The 23,819-nt window shown below is 65.1% G+C and carries 20 protein-coding genes; 8 read left to right on the top strand and 12 right to left on the bottom strand.

Annotation, left to right across the window (positions count from 1 at the left end; translation table 11 throughout):
* Positions 1-136 precede the first annotated feature (136 nt).
* Both ACK5IR_RS02440 and galK read left to right on the top strand, forming a co-directional pair.
* The gene (locus ACK5IR_RS02440; RefSeq protein ID WP_416925549.1) at positions 137-1,201 is read left to right on the top strand and encodes a UDP-glucose--hexose-1-phosphate uridylyltransferase; all 1,065 of its coding nucleotides are present in this window, start codon (positions 137-139) and stop codon (positions 1,199-1,201) included.
* Positions 1,198-2,298, top strand: a complete 1,101-nt coding sequence (gene galK / locus ACK5IR_RS02435) for a galactokinase (protein ID WP_416925547.1) — start codon at positions 1,198-1,200, stop codon at positions 2,296-2,298. Before ACK5IR_RS02440 ends, galK begins: the two co-directional genes overlap by 4 nt.
* A gap of 34 nt (positions 2,299-2,332) precedes the next feature.
* Here galK and ACK5IR_RS02430 read toward each other — a convergent pair whose 3' ends face one another.
* From ACK5IR_RS02430 to ACK5IR_RS02395, 8 genes are all read right to left on the bottom strand, one after another.
* Positions 2,333-3,352, bottom strand: a complete 1,020-nt coding sequence (locus tag ACK5IR_RS02430) for an HAD family hydrolase (protein ID WP_416925545.1) — start codon at positions 3,350-3,352, stop codon at positions 2,333-2,335.
* A 124-nt stretch (positions 3,353-3,476) separates the two neighbouring features.
* Positions 3,477-4,100 (bottom strand): hypothetical protein, encoded by a 624-nt coding sequence (locus ACK5IR_RS02425; protein WP_416925543.1) that lies wholly within the window; start codon positions 4,098-4,100, stop codon positions 3,477-3,479.
* 170 nt (positions 4,101-4,270) lie between these two features.
* Positions 4,271-4,999, bottom strand: a complete 729-nt coding sequence (locus ACK5IR_RS02420; RefSeq protein WP_416925541.1) for a FadR/GntR family transcriptional regulator — start codon at positions 4,997-4,999, stop codon at positions 4,271-4,273.
* Positions 4,996-5,988 (bottom strand): galactofuranose ABC transporter, permease protein YjfF, encoded by a 993-nt coding sequence (yjfF, locus tag ACK5IR_RS02415; protein WP_416925539.1) that lies wholly within the window; start codon positions 5,986-5,988, stop codon positions 4,996-4,998. Before yjfF ends, ACK5IR_RS02420 begins: the two co-directional genes overlap by 4 nt.
* Complete coding sequence (locus ACK5IR_RS02410; protein ID WP_416925537.1) at positions 5,985-7,022, bottom strand: ABC transporter permease; 1,038 nt, start codon at positions 7,020-7,022, stop codon at positions 5,985-5,987. The genes yjfF and ACK5IR_RS02410 overlap by 4 nt, the downstream gene beginning before the upstream one ends.
* Positions 7,019-8,527: a sugar ABC transporter ATP-binding protein gene (locus ACK5IR_RS02405; RefSeq protein WP_416925535.1), complete on the bottom strand. Its 1,509-nt coding sequence runs from the start codon at positions 8,525-8,527 to the stop codon at positions 7,019-7,021. Before ACK5IR_RS02405 ends, ACK5IR_RS02410 begins: the two co-directional genes overlap by 4 nt.
* Positions 8,528-8,617: 90 nt before the next feature.
* The gene (gene ytfQ / locus ACK5IR_RS02400; RefSeq protein WP_416925533.1) at positions 8,618-9,571 is read right to left on the bottom strand and encodes a galactofuranose ABC transporter, galactofuranose-binding protein YtfQ; all 954 of its coding nucleotides are present in this window, start codon (positions 9,569-9,571) and stop codon (positions 8,618-8,620) included.
* 196 nt (positions 9,572-9,767) lie between these two features.
* Positions 9,768-10,514: a GntR family transcriptional regulator gene (locus tag ACK5IR_RS02395; RefSeq protein WP_416925531.1), complete on the bottom strand. Its 747-nt coding sequence runs from the start codon at positions 10,512-10,514 to the stop codon at positions 9,768-9,770.
* A gap of 109 nt (positions 10,515-10,623) precedes the next feature.
* Here ACK5IR_RS02395 and ACK5IR_RS02390 point away from each other — a divergent pair, with 109 nt between their 5' ends.
* Positions 10,624-12,147, top strand: coding sequence for a UxaA family hydrolase (locus ACK5IR_RS02390; RefSeq protein WP_416925529.1), 1,524 nt, complete (start codon positions 10,624-10,626; stop codon positions 12,145-12,147).
* Between the two features lie 28 nt (positions 12,148-12,175).
* On the opposite strand, the gene ACK5IR_RS02385 is transcribed toward ACK5IR_RS02390, so the two are convergent.
* A complete protein-coding gene (locus ACK5IR_RS02385) occupies positions 12,176-12,562 on the bottom strand; it encodes a RidA family protein (protein ID WP_416925527.1) in 387 nt (128 codons plus the stop codon).
* A gap of 108 nt (positions 12,563-12,670) precedes the next feature.
* Between ACK5IR_RS02385 and ACK5IR_RS02380 the strand changes: the two genes are divergently transcribed.
* Positions 12,671-13,819, top strand: coding sequence for a WD40/YVTN/BNR-like repeat-containing protein (locus tag ACK5IR_RS02380; protein ID WP_416925525.1), 1,149 nt, complete (start codon positions 12,671-12,673; stop codon positions 13,817-13,819).
* A 101-nt stretch (positions 13,820-13,920) separates the two neighbouring features.
* Here ACK5IR_RS02380 and clpX read toward each other — a convergent pair whose 3' ends face one another.
* A complete protein-coding gene (clpX, locus tag ACK5IR_RS02375; protein WP_416925523.1) occupies positions 13,921-15,180 on the bottom strand; it encodes an ATP-dependent Clp protease ATP-binding subunit ClpX in 1,260 nt (419 codons plus the stop codon).
* 164 nt (positions 15,181-15,344) lie between these two features.
* Positions 15,345-15,977: an ATP-dependent Clp protease proteolytic subunit gene (locus tag ACK5IR_RS02370; RefSeq protein WP_416925521.1), complete on the bottom strand. Its 633-nt coding sequence runs from the start codon at positions 15,975-15,977 to the stop codon at positions 15,345-15,347.
* Positions 15,978-16,308: 331 nt separating this feature from the next.
* Here ACK5IR_RS02370 and ACK5IR_RS02365 point away from each other — a divergent pair, with 331 nt between their 5' ends.
* Entirely contained in the window at positions 16,309-16,782 is a 474-nt protein-coding gene (locus ACK5IR_RS02365) for an SRPBCC domain-containing protein (RefSeq protein WP_416925519.1), read from the top strand.
* Positions 16,783-16,904: 122 nt separating this feature from the next.
* Entirely contained in the window at positions 16,905-18,197 is a 1,293-nt protein-coding gene (locus ACK5IR_RS02360) for an O-acetylhomoserine aminocarboxypropyltransferase/cysteine synthase family protein (protein WP_416925517.1), read from the top strand.
* A gap of 16 nt (positions 18,198-18,213) precedes the next feature.
* Here ACK5IR_RS02360 and ACK5IR_RS02355 read toward each other — a convergent pair whose 3' ends face one another.
* Positions 18,214-18,942 (bottom strand): SIMPL domain-containing protein, encoded by a 729-nt coding sequence (locus tag ACK5IR_RS02355; RefSeq protein ID WP_416925515.1) that lies wholly within the window; start codon positions 18,940-18,942, stop codon positions 18,214-18,216.
* Between the two features lie 162 nt (positions 18,943-19,104).
* Here ACK5IR_RS02355 and ACK5IR_RS02350 point away from each other — a divergent pair, with 162 nt between their 5' ends.
* Together ACK5IR_RS02350 and ACK5IR_RS02345 are read left to right on the top strand one after the other, a co-directional pair.
* Positions 19,105-21,699 (top strand): hypothetical protein, encoded by a 2,595-nt coding sequence (locus tag ACK5IR_RS02350; RefSeq protein ID WP_416925513.1) that lies wholly within the window; start codon positions 19,105-19,107, stop codon positions 21,697-21,699.
* A 200-nt stretch (positions 21,700-21,899) separates the two neighbouring features.
* A complete protein-coding gene (locus ACK5IR_RS02345) occupies positions 21,900-23,816 on the top strand; it encodes a monovalent cation:proton antiporter-2 (CPA2) family protein (RefSeq protein WP_416925511.1) in 1,917 nt (638 codons plus the stop codon).
* The last annotated feature ends 3 nt before the right edge of the window (positions 23,817-23,819 follow it).

The following is a 23,819-nucleotide window of genomic DNA, read 5'->3' as shown; positions in this document are numbered from 1 at the left end:
GCGGCTTGAACCGCCTTGCCAAGGTTGCCGCATTCGGTCCATATGGGCGTGCTGCGCCGCCTGCCCCCCGGCCGGCGGCTTGTCGTATCCATCGGAAAACCCGGCGCTTGCGGGGTGCGATGAAGGGAAAGTTGGCATGATTTCCGGTTCCGTCTCGACCACCGCGCCGCACCGTCGTTTCAATCCGCTCAAGGGCGAATGGGTGCTCGTCTCGCCACACCGGGGGCAGCGCCCGTGGCAGGGCCAGCAGGAGAAGGCCGCGCCCGAGGTCAAGCCCGCCCATGACCCCGAATGCTACCTCTGCCCGGGCAACACCCGCACCAGCGGGGCGGTCAATCCCGATTATTCCGGCCCGTTTGTCTTTGACAACGATTTTCCCGCCATGCTGACCGATACGCCGGCGGGCGGTACATCGGGCGATCCGCTGTTCCGGGCCGAAAATGTCCGTGGCACCGCGCGCGTGATGTGCTTTTCCGAGCGCCACGACCTGACGCTGCCGGAACTGCCGGTCGCGGCAATACGCAGGGTCGTGGATGTCTGGGCCGAACAGGTTGCGGATCTGGGCGCGACCTACGATTGGGTGGCGGTATTCGAGAACAAGGGTGCGGCGATGGGCTGTTCGCAGCCGCATCCGCACGGGCAGATCTGGGCTTCGGACTTTCTTCCCAACGAGGTGGCAACCGAAGACGCGCATCAGGCCCGCCATCTGAGCGAAACCGGCCGTGTGATGCTGGTCGATTATGGCACGGCTGAATCGGCGAATGCCGAACGCACCGTGGTCGAAAACGACCATTGGATAGCGGTTGTGCCGTGGTGGGCAGTCTGGCCTTTCGAAACGCTGGTGCTGCCCAGGCGCCACGTATTGCGCCTGCCCGACCTGACCGGGGCCGAGCGCGATGCGCTTGCCGATCTGCTCAAGCGGCTCTGTACCCGCTACGACAACCTGTTCGAGACCGAATTTCCCTATACGATGGGCTGGCACGGCGCGCCCACCCGCCCGGGCAACCATGACCACTGGCAACTGCACGCGCATTTCTACCCGCCGCTGCTGCGTTCGGCGACGGTGCGCAAGTTCATGGTCGGTTATGAGATGCTGGCCGAAGCGCAGCGCGACCTGACGGCCGAAACCGCCGCGCGGCGCCTGCGCGAACTGCCGGAAGAACACTACAAGATCAGCTATGCCAGGGGGGTGGAATCGTGAGCGACATCGACCGGACCGGCGCGGTGGCTACCGCCTTCCAGCGCCACTTCGTAACCGCCGCCGAGGTTTCGGTCTTTGCGCCCGGACGCGTCAACCTGCTGGGCGAGCATACCGATTACAACGGTGGCTACGTATTGCCGATGGCACTGAACGGGCTTGGCGTTTCCATCGCCGTGGCGCGCGGCGGAACGCCGGGCAGGATCGACGCCTACAGCGAGACATTCGATCTATCCGAAACGCGCGATATCGACGAGAAAAAGGCCGATACGTGGTCCGATTACGTTCTGGGCTGTTTTCAGGCGCTTGCGCGTGACGAGATCGCGGATACCGGCTGCCAAGTCGCCCTGGCGACCACCGTACCGCTCGGTGCCGGGCTTTCCAGTTCCGCCGCGCTCGAGGTCGCCTGCTTTCGCGCCATGTCGGAGCTTTATGCAAAGCCCATGACGCCGGTCGAGATCGCGGTTGCGGCACGCGCCGTCGAGAACGGATTTGTCGGCATGCCGTGCGGGATCATGGACCAGTTCGCCTCGTCGGTCGGCCATCCGGGCGAGGCGCTGTTTCTCGATACGCGCAATCTGGTCTATGATTACGCGCCCCGGCCATCGGGGCATGCGTTCGTCATCGTGCATTCCGGCGTCAGCCATCAGCTTACCAATGACGGTTACGCCACCCGTGTTGCCGAATGCCAGGCCGCCGGCGCCGCGCTCGGGGTCGAATTGCTGAGCGATCTGGGGCCCGATGACCTTGACCGGGTGAACGCCCTGCCCGAACCGCTGAACCGGCGTGCCCGGCATGTCATTACCGACAACCGGCGGGTGCTCGACGGGGTCGCGGCGCTGAAGGCCGACGACCCGGCAGCTTTCGGGCGGCTGATGGTCGAAAGTCACGCCTCGCAGCGCGACGATTACGCCATCACCGTGCCGGAAACCGATGCGCTGGTCGTTCGCGCAATGGAACTGGGCGCCGTTGGCGCACGCCAGACCGGCGGCGGTTTCGGCGGCTCGATCGTCGCGCTGGTCCGCAACGGTGATGTCGAACGCTGGGGGCAGGAAATCGTCGGGGACCTGCCCGGGGTGCGCGTTCTGGCCGTAACCTGACGGCAACGCACAGGGACCGGGCGCGCGCGGGTGCCTATTCCCCGGCGGGAAATACCACGCTCCAGTCGTCCTTCATGCTGATGACGTGCCAGCCGCTTGCCAGTGCCTCGTCCATGAACTCCTGCGGGAAGGCACCGAAATGCGAATCCGCCAGCCCTCTGGCCGGGCCATAGGCATATTCGCGCGCCGCATCGTCGTGAAAGACCAGCATCGTCAACCGAGCGCCGTTGCCGGCGGCGGTCCACAGCAGCATCTCGCGGTCGCCCGCCGAATTGCCAAAGGCCGCGATTGGCCGGCGGCCGATATGGGTATCGATCCCGACGGGTTTGCCCGCCTTGTCGTTAATGAAGTCGATCTCGCCAAGACGCATGTGCATGGGTTCGTCGTCCACCACCTGAAACTCGGTCCGGATGGACGAACCGACAACCTGTTCGGGCGGGATGCCATAGGTCTTTTCGGTCCACGGGCGCATGAAGTCGATCCCGCCGCCCGAAACGATAAAGGTCTTGAAATCGTTGTCACGCAGGTAGTCGAGCAATTCCAGCATCGGCTGAAAGACCATTTCGGTATAGGGGCGGTCGAACTGCGGATGGCGTGCGGCGGCAATCCAGTCCGAAACGATCCGCGCGAATTCCTCGCTGCTCATCCCGGCATGGGTCTGGGCCACCAGCGCCATCAGCCCGGCGTCGCCGGCCGCCGCGAGCGCTTCGAGATCGCCTTCGAGAACGGCCTGGAACGGCTGGGTCGTTGCCCATTCCGGGTGTTCGGGCGCCAGTTCCCTTACCCGGTCGAGCGCAAAGGCAAGCTGGGTATACATCGGCTGCTCGCTCCACAGCGTGCCGTCGTTGTCGAAGGTCGCGATACGCTCGGCGGGCGGCACATAGCCGGGGCCACCCTCGTCCGTCACCGTCTCGACAAATTCGACAATCGCCGCCTTGGCTGCGCCTTCGTTCCACGATGGCAGCGGATCATCCTGCGCGAATGCGGGAATAGCCATGACGGCGGCGGCAAGCAACGGAATGGAACGGCGGGCGGAAAGGAAAGGCAAGGTCATCTCGTTCTCCTGACGGGCACCGCGACGGTGCGGATTATGATGGCGTTCGCCGCACTAGAACACCCTTTGCGGCCCGCTGCCAACCGCCCTGCATGGGAGCGTCGCCGGCATGGGTCATACCCGGTCAGGGATTGGTCCCTGTGGTATCGCTGGCATGATACTGCAGAAAGGTCAGGATGAGCGACTGGCTTTCCTCGGGCAGGCCGGTGCGCGGCCCCATCACCTTGAGGTGACTGGCCCACTGGTTGGCGGTGTAGTGTTCGGGAACGCGCCGCACATGGCACACGGTGCAGCGGGTCGAAAACAGCTCCCACGCCTTGTCCCAGATCGGTTCGACCGAGGTGACCGTCATCGTGCTGTCGACCCAGCCATCCAGTTCAAGCTGCTTCCACATGACCGAGGTTTCGGGGTCGGTCCATTCGCCGATCTCGCGCAGGCGGGAAACGCTGTTCCTGTCGACCGCAGCCAGCAGAATCCATTTTCCCGGCAATGCGAACAGCGCCCGTTCAGCGCCCGCCCGCGCCCATCCCTTGACCGCGACATGCGCCGCGCCGTCCTGCCGTTCCAGCACATCGAGCGGCGCCGCCACGTAGAGCTTCGCCAGCGCAGCGCCGCCCGCCCCCTCGGTCAGAGCCTGCCCGCTGCTGGTGAACAGCGTCTCGGACGCCGCCGCGCCGGCAAGCAGCGACACGACAAAAGCCGCCGCAGTGATCGCAACTGCCGTTTCTTTCAGTGTCCTGCATGACATCGGGGTCTGCTCCACAGTCCGCCCGGACTTGCGGGCTTTCGACTGCCACCACCCCGGTATCACCCTTTGGCTGGAATATGAACGCGTCAAACCAGCCTCCGCACGCCGCTTGCGGGTTATCGCCAACCTCTTGCCGGGTTTTCTATCTCAATATCAGATGATTGGCCGGATCATTCCTTCATCCGGGCCCTGGCCTCGTGAATGACCGCAACCATGGCGGCGCGCGCGCCGGCGGCGTCACCCTCGCCGATCGCCTGCACGAGCTTGCGGTGGCTGCCGGCCGCATCCTCGGCCATCGACCCGACCTGCATCGGCGATACCTTCCGGTCCAGCCGGTTGAGCAGCACATTGTAGGTGATCTCGACCAGATCGCCCAGCGACCGCATGAAGCGGTTATCCGAGGCGCGCAGGATCGCCTTGTGAAACTCCAGATCGAGCGTCAGGAAATCGCGCAAGCCCTCGGTCCGGGCCAGCCTGTCGGCGAGGATTGCCAGCGCGCCGATACCTTCAGCATCCTGCTTGCCGGCCAGCATCGCGGCCGCCTCGGGTTCGAGGATCAGCCGGATCTCGAACAGGTCGTCGATGAACCCGTCCGAACGGCGCGTCACCGTGTGCCAGCGCAGCACGTCGGGGTCGAACATGCTCCAGTCGGCGGCGGGCCGCACGCGTGTGCCGACCTTGGCCTTGGATTGCAGCAACCCCTTGGCGACCAGCGTCTTCTTGGCCTCGCGGATCACCGTGCGCGAGACGCCGAAGATCTCTTCCAGATCCGGATCGAGCGGGATCAGCGTATCGGCGGGATATTCGCCGGCAACGATGGCGATGCCCAGTTGCTCCACCACCTCGTCCGAGTTGTTGCGCGCCCGGCTGTCGAGACGGCCGGACGCGGCGAACTTCATGATCGCACTGCGAATTCCGTCGCCGGTCTTCTTCGTGCGGTCGTTGCCCAACTCAGTCCTTTCTGCAGCATGATGAAGGCGAACAGCAGCCCGCCAATGACGATCTTGGTCCACCAGCTCGAAAGTGTCCCGTCGAACACGATGTAGGTCTGGATCAGACCCATGATCAATATGCCAAAGAATGTGCCAGCGACAAAACCGGTTCCGCCCGTCAGCAGCGTTCCGCCGATCACCACCGCCGCGATCGCGTCAAGCTCGACCCCCACCGTCGACAGCGAATAGCCCGCCGAGGTGTAGAGCGAATAGACGATCCCCGCCAGCCCGGCGAGCCCGCCCGAGATCGCGTAAATGCCGATTGTGGTCCTGCCGATGGGAACCCCCATCAGGCGAGAGGTCTGCGCACCGCCGCCGATCGCATAGACATACTGACCGAATTTCGTGCGATGCAGCACCAGCATTGCCGCCAGAAAGGTCAGGATCATCAGCCCGCCGATCAGCCGGAACCGACCGCCGCCCGGCGCGCGCCAGTAAAGCCCTTGCAGCGTGTCGTAGAATTCATGCGTGATCGGCACCGAATCGGTCGACAGCACATAGGCCAGTCCGCGCATCAGGAACATGCCCGACAGCGTGACGATGAAGGGCGGCATTTCCAGGTAGTGAATGATCGCCCCCATCGCCGCCCCGAAGGCGATGGTGATCGCCAGGACCAGCACGAACGCCAGCAGCGGATGGAGCGGCGTATCGCGCAGGATCACCGCCAGGAAGACGCCGGTGAAGGCGATCACCGAACCGACCGACAGGTCGATCCCGCCCGAGATGATGACAAAGGTCATCCCCACCGCCGCGATGCCGAGAAAGGCGTTGTCGGTCAGCAGGTTCGCGATCACCCGGGTAGACAGCATGGCGGGGTATTGCGAGGCACAGATCGCATAGGCCACCACGAATGTCGCCATGGTGATGTATAGAGGAAGACGCGGCGAATTCATCATGACCGGGATTCCTTTGCTACGGGTTTCGAGCCTGCGCCATGCGCGCCCGGCCCGGCCGAGGCGCGCATCAGATAGAGCGCGTGTTTCACCGCCGGCGATTGCAGGACGAGGATCACGATGATGATGATTGCCTTGATCACGAGGTTGAACTCGGGCGGCATGCCGGAAATCAGGATCACCGAGTTGATCGACTGGATGATGAGCGCCCCCAGCAGCGATGCGACGATCGAGAAGCGCCCGCCCAGAAGCGAATTGCCGCCGATCACCACCGCGAGGATGGCGTCAAGCTCCATCCACAGGCCGGCGTTATTCGCATCCGCCCCCTTGATATCGGCGGCGACGATGATGCCCGCCGTGGCCGCGCAGAGCCCCGAGACGACATAGACCGTCATCAGCAGCACGCGCGAGTTGATACCGGCAAGGCGCGAGGCGGTCTCGTTGATGCCGATGGCCTCGATCAGCATGCCGAGCGCGGTGCGGCGCACGATCAGCGCCGCCAGCGCACCGACGCAGATCCAGATGACCACCGGGGTCGGCAGGCCGGCGATCGTTCCCGCCCCGAGCCGGATCAGGCCCGGGTCGTTGAAGGTCATGATCTTGCCTTCGGTGATGAGCTGGGCAATTCCCCGCCCGGCAACCATCAGCACCAGCGTGGCGACGATGGGTTGCACGCGGAAGATGGAAACAAGAACCCCGTTCCACAGCCCGCAGAGAATGCCGGCGCCCAGCCCGGCCAGCAGGGCGGCGATCCACCCCGCCCCGCCGGTGACGACACTGGCCGCCACCGCGCCGGCGATGGCCATCACGGCGCCGACCGACAGGTCGATCCCCTTGGTCGCGATGATCAGCGTCATGCCGATCGACAGCAGCGCCACCGGCGCACCCCGGTTCAGCACGTCGATCAGGTTGCCGAAGAACCGGCCGTTCTGGAACTCGATGCTGAAGAAACCGGGAAACACCGCGAAATTCATCAGCAGAACGACGCCGAGGATCAGAAGTTGCGGCGCGATGCGCCTGAGAAATGTCCGCGTCATGCCGCCGTTCCTTCCTGGGTGATCGCGCTGACGATGGCACTGGTGCTGATCTGATCGCCGTTCAGTTCGCCGACCTGCCGCCTGTCACGCAGCACGACGATCCGGTTCGAATAGGCGACAAGCTCTTCCATCTCGGACGAGGCAACGACCAGCGCCATGCCGCGCTCGCGCAGATGCTCGATCAGTTCGATGATCTCGGCATGTGCGCCGATATCGATGCCGCGTGTCGGCTCGTCGAGAATCAGCAGTTCGGGTTCGGTCGCCAGCCAGCGGGCAAGCAGCGCCTTTTGCTGGTTTCCGCCCGACAGCAGCCGGATCGGCATGTCGGGGCTGGCCAGCCGGATATCGAGCGCCCTGACGTATTCCTCGACCAGCGCGTCGATCCGGCCGCGCGAAAGCGGCCGGGTCCAGCCCTGCCGGGCCTGCAACGACAGGATGATGTTCTCGCGCACGGAAAGATCGCCGACGATGCCGTCGATCTTGCGGTCTTCGGGGCAGAGCCCGAAACGGTGCGAGATCGCCGCGCGCGGGCTGGTCAGCCTGACCGGCTTGCCCCGCAGCCGCGCCTCGCCCTGATCGGCGGCGATGACACCGAAGATCAGCTTCGCCGTCTCGGTCCGGCCCGATCCGAGCAGCCCGGCCAGCCCGACGACCTCGCCTTCGTGCAGGTCGAGGTCGAACGGCTCCAGTGTGCCGCGCCGGCCGTAGCCGCTGAACTGGGCCAGAAGCTTGCCGGGCACACTTTTGCTGCGGTCGCGGGTCACGGTTTCAAGCTGCCGCCCGAGCATCAGTTCCACTATGTCCGACCGGCTGACATCCGCCAGCCTGCGCGTTCCCACTACCCGTCCGTTGCGCAGCACCGTGGCGCGGTCGGAAATGGCAAAAACCTGGTCGAGGAAATGGGTGATGAAGACGATGGCCAGCCCGCGCGCCTTGAGCTTGCGAACGACCGAGAACACCAGTTCGATTTCTTCGCGATCGAGACTGGCGGTCGGTTCGTCGAGGATCAGCACCTTGCCCGACATCTCGACCGCGCGCGCGATGGCGATAACCTGCTGGATGGCGATCGAATAGCTCGACAGCAGCAGGCCCGGGTCGATCTTCAGCCCGAAATCCGACAGGATCTCGTGCGAGCGCCGCATCATCTCGCGCTTGTTCAGCAATCCGTGGCGGGTCGGCTGCCAGCCGAGAAACAGGTTGTCGGCGACGGTCATGTTCTGCATGAGGTTGACCTCCTGATAAACCGTGCCGATGCCCAGCTCCTGGCTCTGCAGCGGATCGCGCGGATCGACCTCCCGGCCATCCAGAACGATCGTCCCGCCGTCGCGGTGATAGGCGCCGGTGAGGCATTTGATCAGGGTGGATTTTCCGGCTCCGTTTTCGCCCAGCAGGGCGTGGACCTCACCGGGATAGAGCGTCAGTTCGACCTGATCGAGCGCGATGGCCCCGGGGAAGAACTTGTTGATTCCCGTCGCTTGCAGCACGGGTGCAGTCGGATTCGACATCTTTACCTCCCGGTTCCTGGGCGCCACCGGCCCTGAGGGCCGGCGGCAGTTCGGGCCACCGGAAGATTCCCGGCAGCCCGGGGAAGAAGGTCAGTAGCCGAGGCCCTTCTTCATGTCATAGATGGCCTGGTTGTCGTCAGCCGAGGTGAAGAGCTTCGATTCGGTCTGGATCCATTTCTCGGGCATCGCCCCGTCGGCCCAGTAGGCATCGAGCACGTCGAACGCGGGACCGGCCATGTCCGGCGTCAGTTCGACCGTGGCGTTGGCTTCGCCGTTGGCAATGGCAAGGTGCATGTCGGGCACGGCGTCGATGGCGACGACAAGGATATCCTCGCCCGGTTTGGCACCCGCTTCCTTGATCGCCTGGATGGCGCCCACCGCCATGTCGTCGTTGTGGGCGTAAAGCGCGCAGATGTTGCCGGCGCCTTCGGCCTTGAGGAAGCTTTCCATCACGACCTTGCCCTGTGCGCGGGTGAAATCGCCGGTCTGGCTGCGCACGATCTCGACATTCGGGGCATCGGCGATGGCCTTTTCGAAGCCGGCCTTGCGATCGATGGCGGGCGACGAACCCGTCGTCCCCTGAAGCTCGACCACGCGGCAATCGCGGCCGCCCAGCGTATCGACCAGCCACTTGCCGGCAACCTCGCCCTCGTAGACGGTGTCGGAGGTGACGGCGGTCATGTAGAGATCGTCGGGCGCATCGATCTTGCGGTCGAGCAGAATGACCGGGATCTCGGCATCCTGCGCCTCTTCCAGAACCGAATCCCAGCCGGTGGCGACAACCGGCGCCAAGAAGATCGCGTCGACGCCCTGGGCGATGAAGCCGCGCAGCGCCTTGATCTGGTTTTCCTGCTTCTGCTGGGCATCGGCAAACTTGAGGTCAACGCCGCGCTCTTCGGCCTGCTGCTTGGTCACGGTCGTTTCGGCCGCGCGCCATCCGGATTCGGAACCGATCTGCGAAAAGCCGATGGTCTTGTCTGCGGCAAGGGCGCCGACGGGGGTCAGCGCAATGGCGGACAGAAGAAGGGTAGAGATGGTTTTCATGTTAGCCTCCCAATGAAAATCTCCTCGCACAGCAATAAGTATTACTTTTGGGAGTCGGTAAATGGACGTTCGGGCTGCAAACATGGCCAATACTCTTGGCGCAGCGGTTACTGCCCCGGTGGGGAGAGTTGTTATGGGATTGTTTCAATCCACGGTTTATCCGGCCCGGCAGGATACCGTCGATGCCGCCATCATGTCAGCCAATTCCCCCGCGCGAAAGGAAGAAATCGGGGTGGGCGCGTTCAAGCGGCTCGATCTGGCCGAGCAGTTGCGACAGATGGTGCCGCATGACGCGGGTTGCAGCCTCGCCGTCACCCGCCCGGATCGCATCGACGATCGCGGTATGCTCGGCAAGCGCCGCCGCGGCACGGCCCTCGTCCGGAATCATAAGCAGGCGCGCGCGCCGCAGCTTCAGTGAAAGCTGCCCGGCCAGATCGACCGCCTTGCGGTAACCGGTGAATGACAGGATCAGGGTGTGAAACGCCTCGTCGGCCTCGAGAAAGCCGGGATAATCGCGATCCTCGACCAGCAGTCCCTGAAGGCGCAGGTTGCGGGTCAGTTGCGCAAGCTGGTCGTCGGTCCGCCCTTCGGCGACCCGCGCCGCCGCCGTCGTTTCGATGGCATCGCGCAGAAAGGACTCTTCGCGAATTTCATCGAGCGAAAACCGTGCCACGCGGGTGGCCGATTGCGGGATCACCTCGACCAGCCCTTCCGCACCGAGAAGCGTGATCGCCTCGGCGACCGGGGAACGCGACACGCCGAACCGGGCGCAGATCGCCGCCTTGCGCAAAACGGTGCCGGGCGGAAAGGTCAGATCGAGGATCGCCTTTCGCAGCGCCGTATAGACCCGTTGCGAAAGCGGCCCGGTCATCCCCTCGATGCTCGCCAGCGCCTCGACCGGCGGTGTCTGGTCGGCCGTATTTTCGATTGCGGCGCTCGACATGCGGACTCCTTGCCATCTGAACTGGCATGTTAGTTGACATATGTTGCATGTCAAGCTAACGATCCGCGATATCATCGGCAGCCAGCATGGCCACCCCGGGAGGTACGGAATGACACCCAAAGCCGACGCGATCCGCCTCAACCCCGACGACAACGTCGTCGTCGCCCTGACCAACCTGAAAGCGGGGCAAAAGATCGGTGCCGTGGACGCGCCGCTGGTCCAGCCGGTCCCACGCGGCCACAAGATTGCGACGCGCGCGATCTCGAAGGGCGAGAATGTGCTCCGCTACGGGCAGATCATCGGTCAGGCCAAAGCCGATATCGCGGTGGGCGAACATGTGCATGTCCACAATCTGGGTGTGGGCGAGCACACGCAGGATTACGCCTTCGGCACCGCCGCCCGCCCCCTGCCCGCCCCAACCGACAAGCGCAGCTTTCTCGGCTATCATCGCGCCGACGGCCAGGTGGGAACACGCAACTACATCGGTATCCTGACCACGGTGAACTGCTCGGGTTCGGTGGCGAAGTTCATCGCCGAAGCGGCTGAAAAATCGGGACTTCTCGACGATCTGCCGAATGTCGACGGGATCGTTCCCATCGCCCACGGCACCGGCTGCGGCATGTCCGGCAAGGGTGAAGGCTATGATACGCTGTTCCGCACCATTGCCGGCTACGCCCGGCAGCCGAATTTCGGTGGCATCCTTCTGGTCGGCCTCGGCTGCGAGGTGATGCAGCTTTCCGCCCTCGCCGATGGCCGGCCGATCCGTGCTGACGGCGCGCTGCGCTACATGGCGATCCAGAACGAGGGCGGCACCCGTGCGACCGTCGCCCGGGGACTGGAGGAATTGCGCGGAATCGCCGCGATCGCCAACCGCGCCGAACGCGCGCCGGCGCCGGTTTCGAAACTGGTCGTCGGCATGCAGTGCGGCGGCTCTGACGGTCTGTCGGGCATCACCGCCAACCCGGCGCTCGGCGCGGCCTCGGACCTTGTGGTGCGCCACGGCGGCACGACGATCCTGTCCGAAACCTCGGAAATCTATGGCGCCGAACATCTGCTGACACGCCGCGCGGTTTCCGCCGAGGTCGGCGAAAAGCTCGTCGCCCGCGTGCGCTGGTGGGAGGATTACACCTCCCGCAACGGCGGCGAGATGGATAACAATCCCTCGCCCGGCAACAAGCGCGGCGGGCTGACGACGATCCTCGAAAAATCGCTCGGCGCCGTGGCGAAAAGCGGCACCGCCCCGCTGACCGATGTCTACCTGTTTGGCGAAAGGATAGACAAGACGGGGCTGGTCTTCATGGACAGCCCGGGTTTCGACCCCTGCTCGGTCACCGGCCAGATTGCTTCGGGCGCCAACCTGATCGTATTTACCACCGGGCGCGGTTCGGTCTCGGGCTACATGCCGACACCCTGTATCAAGGTCGCCTCCAGCAGCGAAATGTACGCGCGGCTGGAGGGCGACATGGACGTGAACTGCGGCACGATCATCAGCGGACAGGACAGCATCGAAAGCAAGGGCGGCGATCTGTTCGAACTTTTCCTGCGGGTCGCTTCGGGCGAGAAAACGAAGAGCGAGGAACTGGGCTACGGTGGCGTCGAATTTGTGCCATGGCAGATCGGCGCCGTCATGTGACGGCCGGATGATCCGCGCCTGTGGCTGCTCAGGCGCCGGGGATCCGCGCCGTGACCTCGATCTCGATTCTCATTTCCTGCTCCTGAAGACCGGCGACAATCATCGTGGCGGCCGGGCGGGCACGGGCAAAGGCCGTGCTGGTGATCGGCCAGCAGGCGGGCCAGTCCGCAGCATCGGGCAGGATGTAGCGGATGCGAACCACATCGTCGAGCCCCGCCCCGGCTTCTCTCAGCGCGCGTTCGATCGTCTTCAGCGCGTTGGCGCATTGCTCCTCGATTCGTTCGGGCATGATCATCGTTGAATAATCGTAGCCGGTCGTTCCGGCGACAAAGACCCAGCCGTCGCAAACCACCGCACGCGAATAGCCGATGCGCGCCTCGAAGGGCGAGCCGGTGGAAACAAGCCGGCGTGTCATTGAGTTACCTCCCCAACCGGTTCTGCGGGCACGTGGTGCCGCAATACCGGCTCTTCCCGTTTTCGCAAGCCATGATATTGTTTCGGAAAACCACTCGGGAACCGCACGATGGCAAAAGACGTCTCGATACTTCTCGGCACGACAAAAGGCGTGTTCATCCTGTCATCGGATAGTGTGCGCCAGAATTGGGCGGTACGCGGCCCGCTGTGCGACGGATGGCCGATCAACCACGTCGTCGGCGATGCGGAAACCGGCCGGCTCTGGGCGGCGGGCGGCGGCGCCTGGGACGGCGCGGGCGTGTGGCGCTCCGACGAGAGCGGCGAAAGCTGGACGCTCTCCAAATTCGCCAATGGCGAGACCGACGCCTGGATTGCCGCCAACCCCGACGAGGCGGCGGAATACGGCATGGTGGCATCACCGCCCGCGCCGTTTACCGGCGAGGTCGATGCGATCTGGTCGCTGGCGCATGCCGGCGGGCGGCTCTATGCGGGCGCGAAACCCGCCACGCTGTTCGAAAGCACCGATGGCGGCGCAAACTGGTCGCGCGTACAGGGGCTGAGCGAGCATCCGTCGAAAGGAAGCTGGCAGCCCGGCGCGGCGGGGCTGACGCTGCATTCTATTGCGGTCGATCCCGATGCGCCGGCGCGGATGTGGATCGGGATTTCCGCCGCCGGGGTCTTTGCCACCGAAGATGGCGGTGCAACCTGGGAGCGGCGCAACCGCCGCTCCAATGCGGATGCCGCCGCCGGCGGCGACGCGGCCGAGGTCGGTCATTGCGTGCACAACCTGCAGATCGCACGCGACGATGCGAACGGGGGTACCCTGCTCTATCAGCAGAACCACCATGGCACGTTCCGCAGCGCCGATGGCGGCCGAAGCTGGCGCGATATCGGCGGCGGACTTCCCAGCACATTCGGCTTTCCCGTCGCCGTGCATCCCGGCGATTGCCGGACGATCTGGGTTCTGCCGCTGAACGGCGACAGCAAGGGGCGCTTCCCGCCCGACGCCTCGGCAGCGGTCTGGCGCTCGCGCGATGGCGGCGAAAACTGGGAAGCGCAGAACAACGGGCTACCGACGCGCGATTGCTATTTCACCGTACTGAGACAGGCGATGGCCACCGATCGCGCCGAACCGGCCGGAGTCTATTTCGGCACCAACAGCGGATCGGTCTTCGCGAGCCTAGACGATGGCGACACCTGGAGCGAAATCGCGCGACACCTGCCGACAATCCTGAGCGTGGAAACCGTAACCCTCTGACAAAGGCATCAGCGCAACATCAATTTTCATCTGTAACGCATTGCCAAAAATAAAAACCCGCCGGATATCTCCGGCGGGTTATCGGTTCGGCACCAATTGCCTCACCCGGCGGTTGCGTCCCGGTTTTCCGAATAGATCAGCAGCGGCTGCGATTCCGAGGTAACGGCTTCCTCGTTGACCACAACCTCCTGAACCCCTTCGAGGCTTGGCAGGTCGAACATCGTGTCGAGCAGGATGTCCTCCATGATCGAGCGCAGGCCGCGCGCGCCGGTCTTGCGCTCGATGGCGCGGTGGGCGATGGCGCGCAGGGCATCGTCGGTGAAGGCAAGCTCGGTATCCTCCAGCTCGAACAGGCGCTGGTATTGCTTGACGATGGCGTTCTTCGGCTCGGTCAGGATGGTCACCAGCACATCCTCGTCAAGGTTTTCCAGCGTTGCGATCACCGGAAGGCGGCCGACGAACTCGGGGATCAGGCCGAATTTCAGCAGATCCTCGGGTTCGAGTTGCGAGAACAACTCGCCCACGTCCTGATTGCCCTCGTCCTTGACATCGGCGCCAAAGCCGATCGCCGATCCCTTGCCCCGCTGGGCTATGATCTTGTCGAGCCCGGAAAAGGCCCCGCCGCAGATGAACAGGATGTTGGTGGTGTCGACCTGAAGAAATTCCTGCTGCGGATGCTTGCGCCCGCCCTGCGGCGGCACGGAGGCGACGGTTCCCTCCATGATCTTCAGCAGCGCCTGCTGCACCCCCTCGCCCGAGACATCGCGGGTGATCGAGGGGTTGTCCGACTTGCGGGTGATCTTGTCCACCTCGTCGATATAGACGATGCCGCGCTGCGCCCGCTCGACATTGTATTCGCTGGCCTGCAACAGCTTGAGGATGATGTTCTCCACGTCCTCGCCGACATAGCCGGCTTCGGTCAGCGTCGTGGCATCGGCCATGGTGAAGGGCACATCGAGGATGCGCGCCAGCGTCTGCGCGAGATAGGTCTTGCCGCAGCCGGTCGGGCCGATCAGCAGGATATTGGATTTCTGCAACTCGATATCGGCCGATTTCGTCGCATGGTTGAGGCGCTTGTAATGGTTGTGCACGGCCACCGAAAGCACCCGCTTGGCACGCCCCTGCCCGATCACGTAATCGTCGAGCACGTCGCAGATCTCGCGCGGGGTCGGCACGCCATCCGAGGATTTCAGCCCCGAAGTCTTTGTTTCCTCCCGGATAATATCCATGCACAGTTCGACGCATTCATCGCAGATGAACACCGTCGGACCGGCAATCAGCTTGCGCACCTCGTGCTGGCTCTTTCCGCAGAAAGAGCAGTAGAGCGTGTTCTTGCTGTCGCCACCGGATGAGTTCGCCATACCAATCCCCTAAGGCTCGTCGCCTGTTCTGCTTGCCGTAACGTCGGGTCGCATTCCGGACGAGCGTCCGAAACCGGCCCGACAAGACTATGGCAGCCCCCTTCGGGGTACAATGCCCAAATGAACCACCTTTTCGGCAGTCGCTTCAACCGGACTGCGCCCGGTCAGGATTTGCCTTCGTCGCCGGGTGTCTTGCGGCTTTCGACGATCTCGTCGATCAGGCCCCATTCCTTTGCGTCCTCGGCCGACATGAAGTTGTCGCGCTCCAGCGCCGCCTCGACCTTTTCGAGCGGCTGACCGGTGTGCTTGACGTAGATCTTGTTGAGCCGGTCCTTGAGCTTCTGCGTTTCGGCGGCGTGGATCATGATATCCGTCGCCTGTCCCTGATAGCCGCCCGAGGGCTGGTGCACCATGATGCGGCTGTTGGGCAGCGAGAAACGCATGCCCTTTTCACCCGCCGTCAGCAGCAGCGAACCCATCGACGCCGCCTGCCCGACAACCAGTGTCGAGACCTTGGGCTTGATGTACTGCATCGTATCGTAGATCGACAGGCCCGAGGTCACGACGCCGCCGGGGCTGTTGATATACATCGATATTTCCTTGGACGGGTTCTCGGCCTCCAGATGCAGAAGCTGCGCCACGACAAGCTGGCTCATGCCGTCATGCACCGGCCCGTTGACGAAGATGATGCGTTCCTTGAGCAGCCGCGAGAAGATGTCATAGGCCCGTTCGCCGCGGCTGGTCTGCTCGACGACCATCGGAACAAGGTCCATGTAGGTTTCATAGGGATCGCGCATGGGAGTTCTGCCTCGTGCATTGGGCCTCTGCTTGTGCAGGCGCCGCCGAAATTCTGCGTAGAGTCCTAGTGTCGCCCCCTCCGGGTTGCAAGGGCACCCGCCGGATTGGGCGACATTCGGACGGCGGCAAACGCGGCGCATTCCCCTTGCGGTCGCCGCATGGCGCCCGGAGCGGCGCGCAACCGCAGGTGGAAAAGTTTGACAGCCCGGGCACCAAAGTCTTACCTTGGGTAAAGATCAGCACCGTCTGCGGCCCCACCTGCGACCCGCCGCCGACGGTCCTGCCCGACCACCGCCCATGCCCCATTGCCAACCGGAAAGGAACCGCATCTTGTCCGAGACCGATACCGCAATCCGCAAGACCCTGAAGGTGCCACTGGAGGCACCGGAGGCATTCCATCTCTTCGCCCTCCGCCTTGCCGAATGGTGGCCGCTTGCCTCCTATTCGCTCTCGGCATCCGAGGGAAAGGCCGCAACCGATCTCGCGCTCGATCCGCGTGTCGGCGGCCGGATCGTCGAGACCCGTCATGACGGCAACACCGCCGATTGGGGGGAAATAACCGTCTGGCGACCGGCCCGGAACATCGGGATCGACTGGTATGTCGGGCGCGATCCCGATCAGGCGTCGCATGTCGCGCTGTCTTTCACCCCCGGCGGCGCGGGATGCGTGATCGAACTGGTGCACAGCCGGTTCGATCGCATGGGTGCCGCCGGCGCCGCAGCGGCGGCCAACTACGACGAACGCTGGGATTTCATCCTTGGCGAGTGCTTCCGCCGGGCCTGCGACGCGCAGATCGCATCCTGACCGCACGGTCGCGCCGGAATGAAAAGTGTCCGGGGATCACGGTGTCTCACCCCGGCGTCGCGCCATTGTGATGTGCCGCCAAAGGCCCTACACCGCGAGGACAGGATATCCCGGAGGACACCATGACCGACGACCGCAAACTCGGCTTCGACACGCTGCAGGTACATGCCGGCGCAAAGGCCGACCCCGCCACCGGCGCGCGGCAGATCCCGATCTACCAGACCACGGCCTATGTCTTCAAAGACGCCGATCATGCCGCGCGGCTCTTCAACCTCGAAGAGGTCGGCTATATCTATTCGCGCCTGGCCAACCCCACCGTCATGGCGCTGGCCGAGCGGATTGCGGCGCTCGAAGGCGGCGTTGGCGGCATCACCTGTTCGTCGGGGCACGCGGCGCAGATCATGGCGCTGTTTCCGCTGATGATGCCGGGCTGCAATCTTGTCGCCTCGACCCGTCTTTACGGCGGCACGATCACCCAGTTCACCCAGACCATCAAACGTTTCGGCTGGTCGGCCAGATTCGTCGACATGGACGACCCCGAGGCCGTCCGGGCGGCCATCGACGACGATACGCGGGCGATCTTCTGCGAATCCATCGCCAACCCCGGCGGTTACATCACCGACATTCCGGCCATGGCAGCCATCGCCAACGACGCCGGCATCCCGCTGATCGTCGACAACACCTCGGCCACGCCCTACCTGTGCAACCCGATTGCGCTGGGGGCGACGCTGGTGGTGCACTCGACCACCAAGTACCTGACCGGCAACGGCACGGTGACCGGCGGCGCGGTCATCGATTCGGGCAAGTTCGACTGGTCGGCCAGCGGAAAGTTCCCGTCGCTCAGCGCGCCCGAACCCGCCTATCACGGGCTGAAGTTCCACGAGGCGCTGGGGCCGATGGCCTTTACCTTCCACGGCATCGCGGTCGGTCTGCGCGATCTTGGCATGACGATGAACCCGCAGGGCGCCCATTACACGCTGATGGGGATCGAGACGCTCAGCCTGCGCATGGAAAAGCACGTCGCCAACGCGATGAAGATCGCCACCTGGCTGGAAAACGACCCGCGTATCGAAAAGGTCACCTATGCCGGCCTGCCATCGTCGCCCTATCACGAGCGGATTGCCCGCATCTGCCCGAAAGGGGCCGGCGCGCTGTTCACCGTTTCGGTCCGGGGCGGTTACGAGGCCTGCGTCAAGCTGGTGGATTCGCTGGAGCTGTTCAGCCATGTCGCCAACCTTGGCGATACGCGCTCGCTGATCATCCATTCGGCTTCGACCACCCATCGCCAGCTTACACCCGAACAGCAGGAAGCGGCGGGCGCCGGCCCCAGCGTGGTGCGGATCTCGATCGGGATCGAGGACGCCGACGATCTGATCGCCGATCTCGATCAGGCGCTGGCCAGGGCCACCGCCTGATCTTCGGCCCGGCGGATCACTTTTCGCCGGGCAGCACTTCCCACACGATGCGAACCCCGGCGGTGACGGCCACCTCGCCGGCGGCGGTGGGCATCGACTCGCCGGCATAGGCATCGGCGGCCATCCGCATCATCATCGGCTGCGAGGTTCCGAATTCGTCGATGCTGCGAATCCGCCCCAGCCGGACCCCCGCCGCCCCGGCCAGCAGCGCCGCCTTGCGGGTGGCATCGGCCACGGCGCGGGTTCGCGCCGCGTCTTCGGACGGCACCGGATCCTGAAGCCCGAAGGTCAGCCCGCGCAGCAGGTTCGCCCCGTCGCCAACCGTTGCGTCCAGCAGGCCGCCCAGCTTTTGCAGGTCGCGCACCCTGACCGACACCTCGGTCGAGGCCGTATAGCCCTCGATCCGCGCCGCCTCCTGCCGCGGCAACGACTGATAGGAGGTCCAGCGCGGTTCGAGCGACATCCCCGTCGTCTGCATGTCGGCAGCGGCGATACCGGCGGCTTCGATCCGCGCCAGAACGGCGGTGGCCTGCTCTCCCATCCGGCGGATTGCCGCCGCCGCCTCGGTATCTTCCGTCACCACGCCGAAGGTCACCGTGGCCATGTCCGGCGGTGCGGCGACCCGGCCCTCGCCCTGCACCGTCAGGATGGCGGGCTCCTCGGTCGGCGCCCGGGGTTCGGCGGCCCCGGCCGCGCTCAGGGAAACCGTCAGCGCCGCCAGCATCGCCGGAATAATGCGTTTCATGTCATGGGTCCTTTTGCTACCAGCCCTCATCTGCAGGAACAGACGCGCGCCGGCAAAGGAATCTTGGCCGGTTCCTGTTTGTTTCAGCAGATTTCTGCTATAGACACTCGCCAAGATGTTTGCCGGCTTGCGATTGCCCGGTGCACGGCCCAGAAGGTTGCGATGACCACGCGTTTTGTCCTGACACTCGACCAGGAGAGTATTGCGCTTCTCGAGCGCGCCACCGGCGGGTGGTTGCCGCTGGCCGAGGTGCTGCTCGACGCACCCGACGCGGCGGCGCAACTTGCCCGGCTGAAGGCGATCGCCGCCGAACTGGCAACGGACGGGCCCGCCACGGTGGCGCTTGTCCTGCCCGATTCCCAGATTCTCTATCTTGCGCTGGCGGCCGATACACCTGGCGACGAAACGCCGCCCGAGCGCGTCGCGCAGGAACTCGACGGCGCCACCCCCTATGCGCTGGACGAACTTGCCTATGACTGGGCGCTTGAGAATGGCACCCTGCATGTCGCTGCCGTCGCGCTGGAGACGCTCGACGAGGCGCAGGATTTCGCCGTCGCGCACGGGTTCCATCCCACCGGTTTTCTGGCCTGGCCCAGCGGGAACAACTTCCCCCGCGCGGCCGATTTCGGACCGGCGGCCACATGGGACTCCCTGCCGGAAGCCGATGGGAATGCCTTTGCCGAGCCGCCGCCGCCTGATACCGACGAGGCCGGCGAGCTTTCCGACGAGGCTGTCACACCGGCAGAGGAACCGCAGAACGAGAGGCCCGGCGGCGACGCACCGGTCCCGCCCCCGGATGGCGGAACCGGATCGCCCGCCATCGACACCGGTGCAGCGGATATCGCGCCGGTGGACGAGGCTACAGACAACCTGCCCGCCGCCACGTTCGTTTCCACGCGAACGCCCGAGGTCCGGGGCGCGCCGGACGATATCGAACAATCCGTGCCGCCGGCACCGGCGCCCTCTGCCGCGATTGTCGAAGATGCCACACCCGTCGCGCCAGAGATTGCGCCGCCCCCCGTGGCTCCGGCCCCGCAGACCGCCGACAAGCCGGCGCTGACCATCATCCGCCGCGAGGCACCGGAACCTTCCGCCACCACGCCGGCGCCGGAACCGGCCCCATTCAACGCCGCGCCGGACACCAGAATCTCGGCGGAAAAGGCAGCCGTGGCGGCTGCGGCGCAGGTAAAGCCGGCGCCAACGCTTGCCGCACCGCCGCGCCCGCCGAGGTCCGAGGCGGAATCGATGGCGATCTTTGGAACGCGCGACAGGCCGCCGCGCAACAACGGGCGGCGCAACATGGCGATTGCCGCCGTTGTCGCCGTGCTTGCCGTGGTGGCCGCGGCATTCGCCCTGTGGCCGGACGGCGATTCGACCCCCGCACCCGGCGAGCCCGTCGCCTCGGTTTCTGCCCCCGAACCTGTCGCGGACGAACCGGCTGCGTTCGATCCGGTTCAGGCCGCGATTTCCGACGACGACCTGCTCGAACGCGCGCCAGACCCCGGTTTCCTGCCGCGCGAGGATCAGATCGCCGATCTCTATGTCGCCTCGATCGACCCGGCGATCGCCGACCACGATGCGCTTGCGCTTCCCGATCTGGGCGACAGCGAGGATCCGCGCCCCAGGCGCCCGGCGCCGCCGCGCAACCCCAATGCCGCGGTCGAGTTCGATGCCGAAGGTCTGGTGGTGCCCAGCCCGTCCGGCACCGCCAACCCCGACGGCGTTCTGATCTATTCGGGCAAGCCCGATATCGTGCCGCCGAAACGGCCGGCGACGCTCGATACCACCGTCCCCACACCGGACGAGCCACCGGCAACCGACGCGCCGCAACGGCCGCGCGGGCGGCCCGGCGATCTGGTACCGGAATACGAACGGGCAACCCTGGGCGGTCACACCCGCAGCGAGCTTGCCGCGCTGCGCCCGTTGCGCCGCCCGCTTTCCAGCCAGGAAACCGCCGAGGCACTGGATGCCGCGATGCGGATGGCGGATGCGGAAACGATCGAAGGTCAGCAGGAGGCGGAGGCTGGCACCGAGGCCGGTCAACCGGCCGAGAACGCCGCGCTTGCCGCCGACCTCGTCACGGCCTCCCGGCGTGCGGTCGCGCAATCGCCAATGCCGCGGCTCAAGCCGGCCAATATCTCGCAGATCGCCGCCCGGGCACGGGCCGTCAACGAGGCCGCCGAACAGGAACGGGCCGAAGCACAGGCGCGGGCCGAAGCGGAAGAGGAGCAGGCCCGTCAGGTAGCGGCCGCCGCAGCCCGGCAACAGCAGGCGGCCGCCGCCGCAGCCGCCGCGCGCGATCAGCAGGTTGCCGCCGCCTCCGCAGCCGCGCGCCAGCAACAGGCCGCCGCAGCCGCAGCGGCAAAGCAGCGCGAGGCAGAGGCCCGCGCGGCCGCCGAGGCCAAGGCCAGGGCGGCCGAAGAAGCCGCTGCCGCCGCCTCCACCGCATCGGCTTCGCGGTCGAGCGGCCCGGCGGTTCCGCGCAGCGAACGGGCGAACCCGACCGGTCCGATCTCCAAGACGGTGGCCCGGCGGGCGACGGTTTCCAACGCGCTGGCGCTCAACAAGGTTTCCCTGATCGGCGTCTATGGCACCTCGAACGACCGCAGGGCGCTGGTACGGCTGCCCTCGGGCCGCTACGAGAAGGTCAAGGTCGGTTCGCGGCTCGACGGCGGCCGGGTTGTCGGCATCGGACAGAGCGAGGTGCTCTACAAGAAGGGCAACCGGAACATTTCCCTCAAGATGCCCAAAGGCTAGGCGCGACCGCATCGCGCACGGCACGGATGCCGGCGCTGCCGGGATGTGCCCTGCCGATGCCTTTGCGCGCATGGACAGACGCGCCGCACCGCACTACCTGTTGGCCGACGCCCCGGAAAACCGAACCGCCTGCGGCAGGCTGGCCGTTTCACGAGGCAGGCCGGATGATCAGCCGCGCCGGGGGCCGAGAAGGAGAAGCGATGGAAGGCTTTCTGGACGACGCGACGCTTCTTCTGGCAGGCGCCGTCATCGGTGTGCCCCTGGCAACGCGGCTCGGGCTCGGCTCGGTGCTGGGTTACCTGTTGGCCGGAATCCTGATCAGTCCCCTGCTCGCCCTTGTCGGGACCGAGGCCGAGACGCTGCGCCACTATTCCGAATTCGGCGTTGTCCTGATGCTGTTCCTGATCGGCCTCGAACTCGACCCCCGGACGCTCTGGGCGATGCGCGACAAGCTGCTCGGGCTGGGCGGGCTTCAGATCGTGCTGACCACCGCCGCCATCACCTTTCTTTCGATGCTGATGGGCGAGACCCTGAATACTGCCATCGCGATCGGGCTGATACTGGCCCTGTCCTCGACCGCCATCGTTTTGCAGACATTGTCGGAAAAGGGCCTGATGAAGTCGCCCGGCGGCAGGGCGACATTCTCGGTGCTGCTGATGCAGGACATCGCGGTCATTCCGATGCTGGCGCTCATGCCGATGCTTGCACCGGCGCCCGCACCCCGGATCGACCCGAGCGGCGCCATCCAGCGCGGCGGAACCGAGGAAATCGAGGCCGCGCATCATTCGTTTTCGCTGATCGCCGGGCTTTCAGGCTGGCAGGCGACGCTTGTGATCATGGGGGTGGTCGCCTCGGTCATCCTGGCGGGTATCTACCTTGCCCCGATCCTCTTCCGCTTCGTTCACATGGCCAAGCTGCGCGAGATCCACACGGCGACGGCGCTTCTGGTGGTTTTCGGCATCGCCTATCTGATGGTCGCCATCGGCCTTTCGCCGGCGCTCGGCGCCTTCCTCGGCGGTGTCGTTCTGGCCACCAGCGAATTCAGGCACGAACTGGAAGCCAACATCGAACCGTTCAAGGGGCTGTTGCTGGGGGTCTTCTTCCTGTCCGTGGGGGCGGGAATCGATTTCGGCTACATGTCGTCCAACTTCACCGACATCATCGCGCTGACGGTGCTGCTGGTGCTGACGAAGATGGCGGTTCTGTTCCTGCTCGCCAATCTCTTCGGGCTGCGCCGGCGCGACAAGTGGCTGTTCACGCTCGGGCTTGCCCAGGCGGGCGAATTCGGCTTCGTGCTCGTCTCCTTCACCATGCAGGAACAGCTTCTGAGCAACCGCATGGGCCAGACTCTGGTTCTGGTCATCACCCTGTCGATGATCATCACGCCGCTGCTGTTCATCCTTTACGACAAGATCGCCCACCGCATGGGCGATCATGCGGACGCGACCGATGTACACCGCAAGCACGACGAGATCGACGAGCAGGCCCCGATCATCATTGCCGGGATCGGGCGTTTCGGGCAGGTGGTGAACCGGATGGTGCAGATGGCCGGTCTGCGGGCGACCGTTCTCGATCACGATCTCGCCTCGATCGAGCTGATGCGCAAGTTCGGGTTCAAGGCCTTTTTCGGCGATCCGACCCGCCCCGTCCTGCTCAATGCGGCCGGGCTCAAGGATGCCCGCGTTCTGGTGGTCGCGCTCGGCAGCCGGCAGGACACGATCCGGCTTGTCGCCTATGCCCGTTCGCAGCGGCCCGACCTTCACATCGTCGCCCGTGCCCATGACCGGGTTCATGTCTACGAACTCTATCAGGCCGGGGCGAACGATATCGTTCGCGAGCTTTTCGACTCGTCGCTGAGAGCCGGGCGATATGTTCTGGAAAACATGGATTTTTCCGAGTTCGAGGCCAACCAGATCGAGCGCACGTTCTTCCATCAGGACAGGATGGCGGTACGCGAGCTTGCCCCGCTCTGGGATCCGACCAGACCGCTGGCAAACAATCCGGCCTACCTGGCCCGGGCACGCGAACTTAACAAGGAAATCGAGACCGCCATTCTCGAAGCGCTGGAAGCCGAGCGCGCCAACCAGAACACAGCCCCGGCCAGATCGGTGGAGTGAGCC

Source organism: Tropicimonas sp. (assembly GCF_047971885.1).
Lineage (GTDB): Bacteria > Pseudomonadota > Alphaproteobacteria > Rhodobacterales > Rhodobacteraceae > Tropicimonas.
Note: the sequence above shows the minus strand (reverse complement) of the source record. Positions and strands in the feature narration are given on the sequence as shown.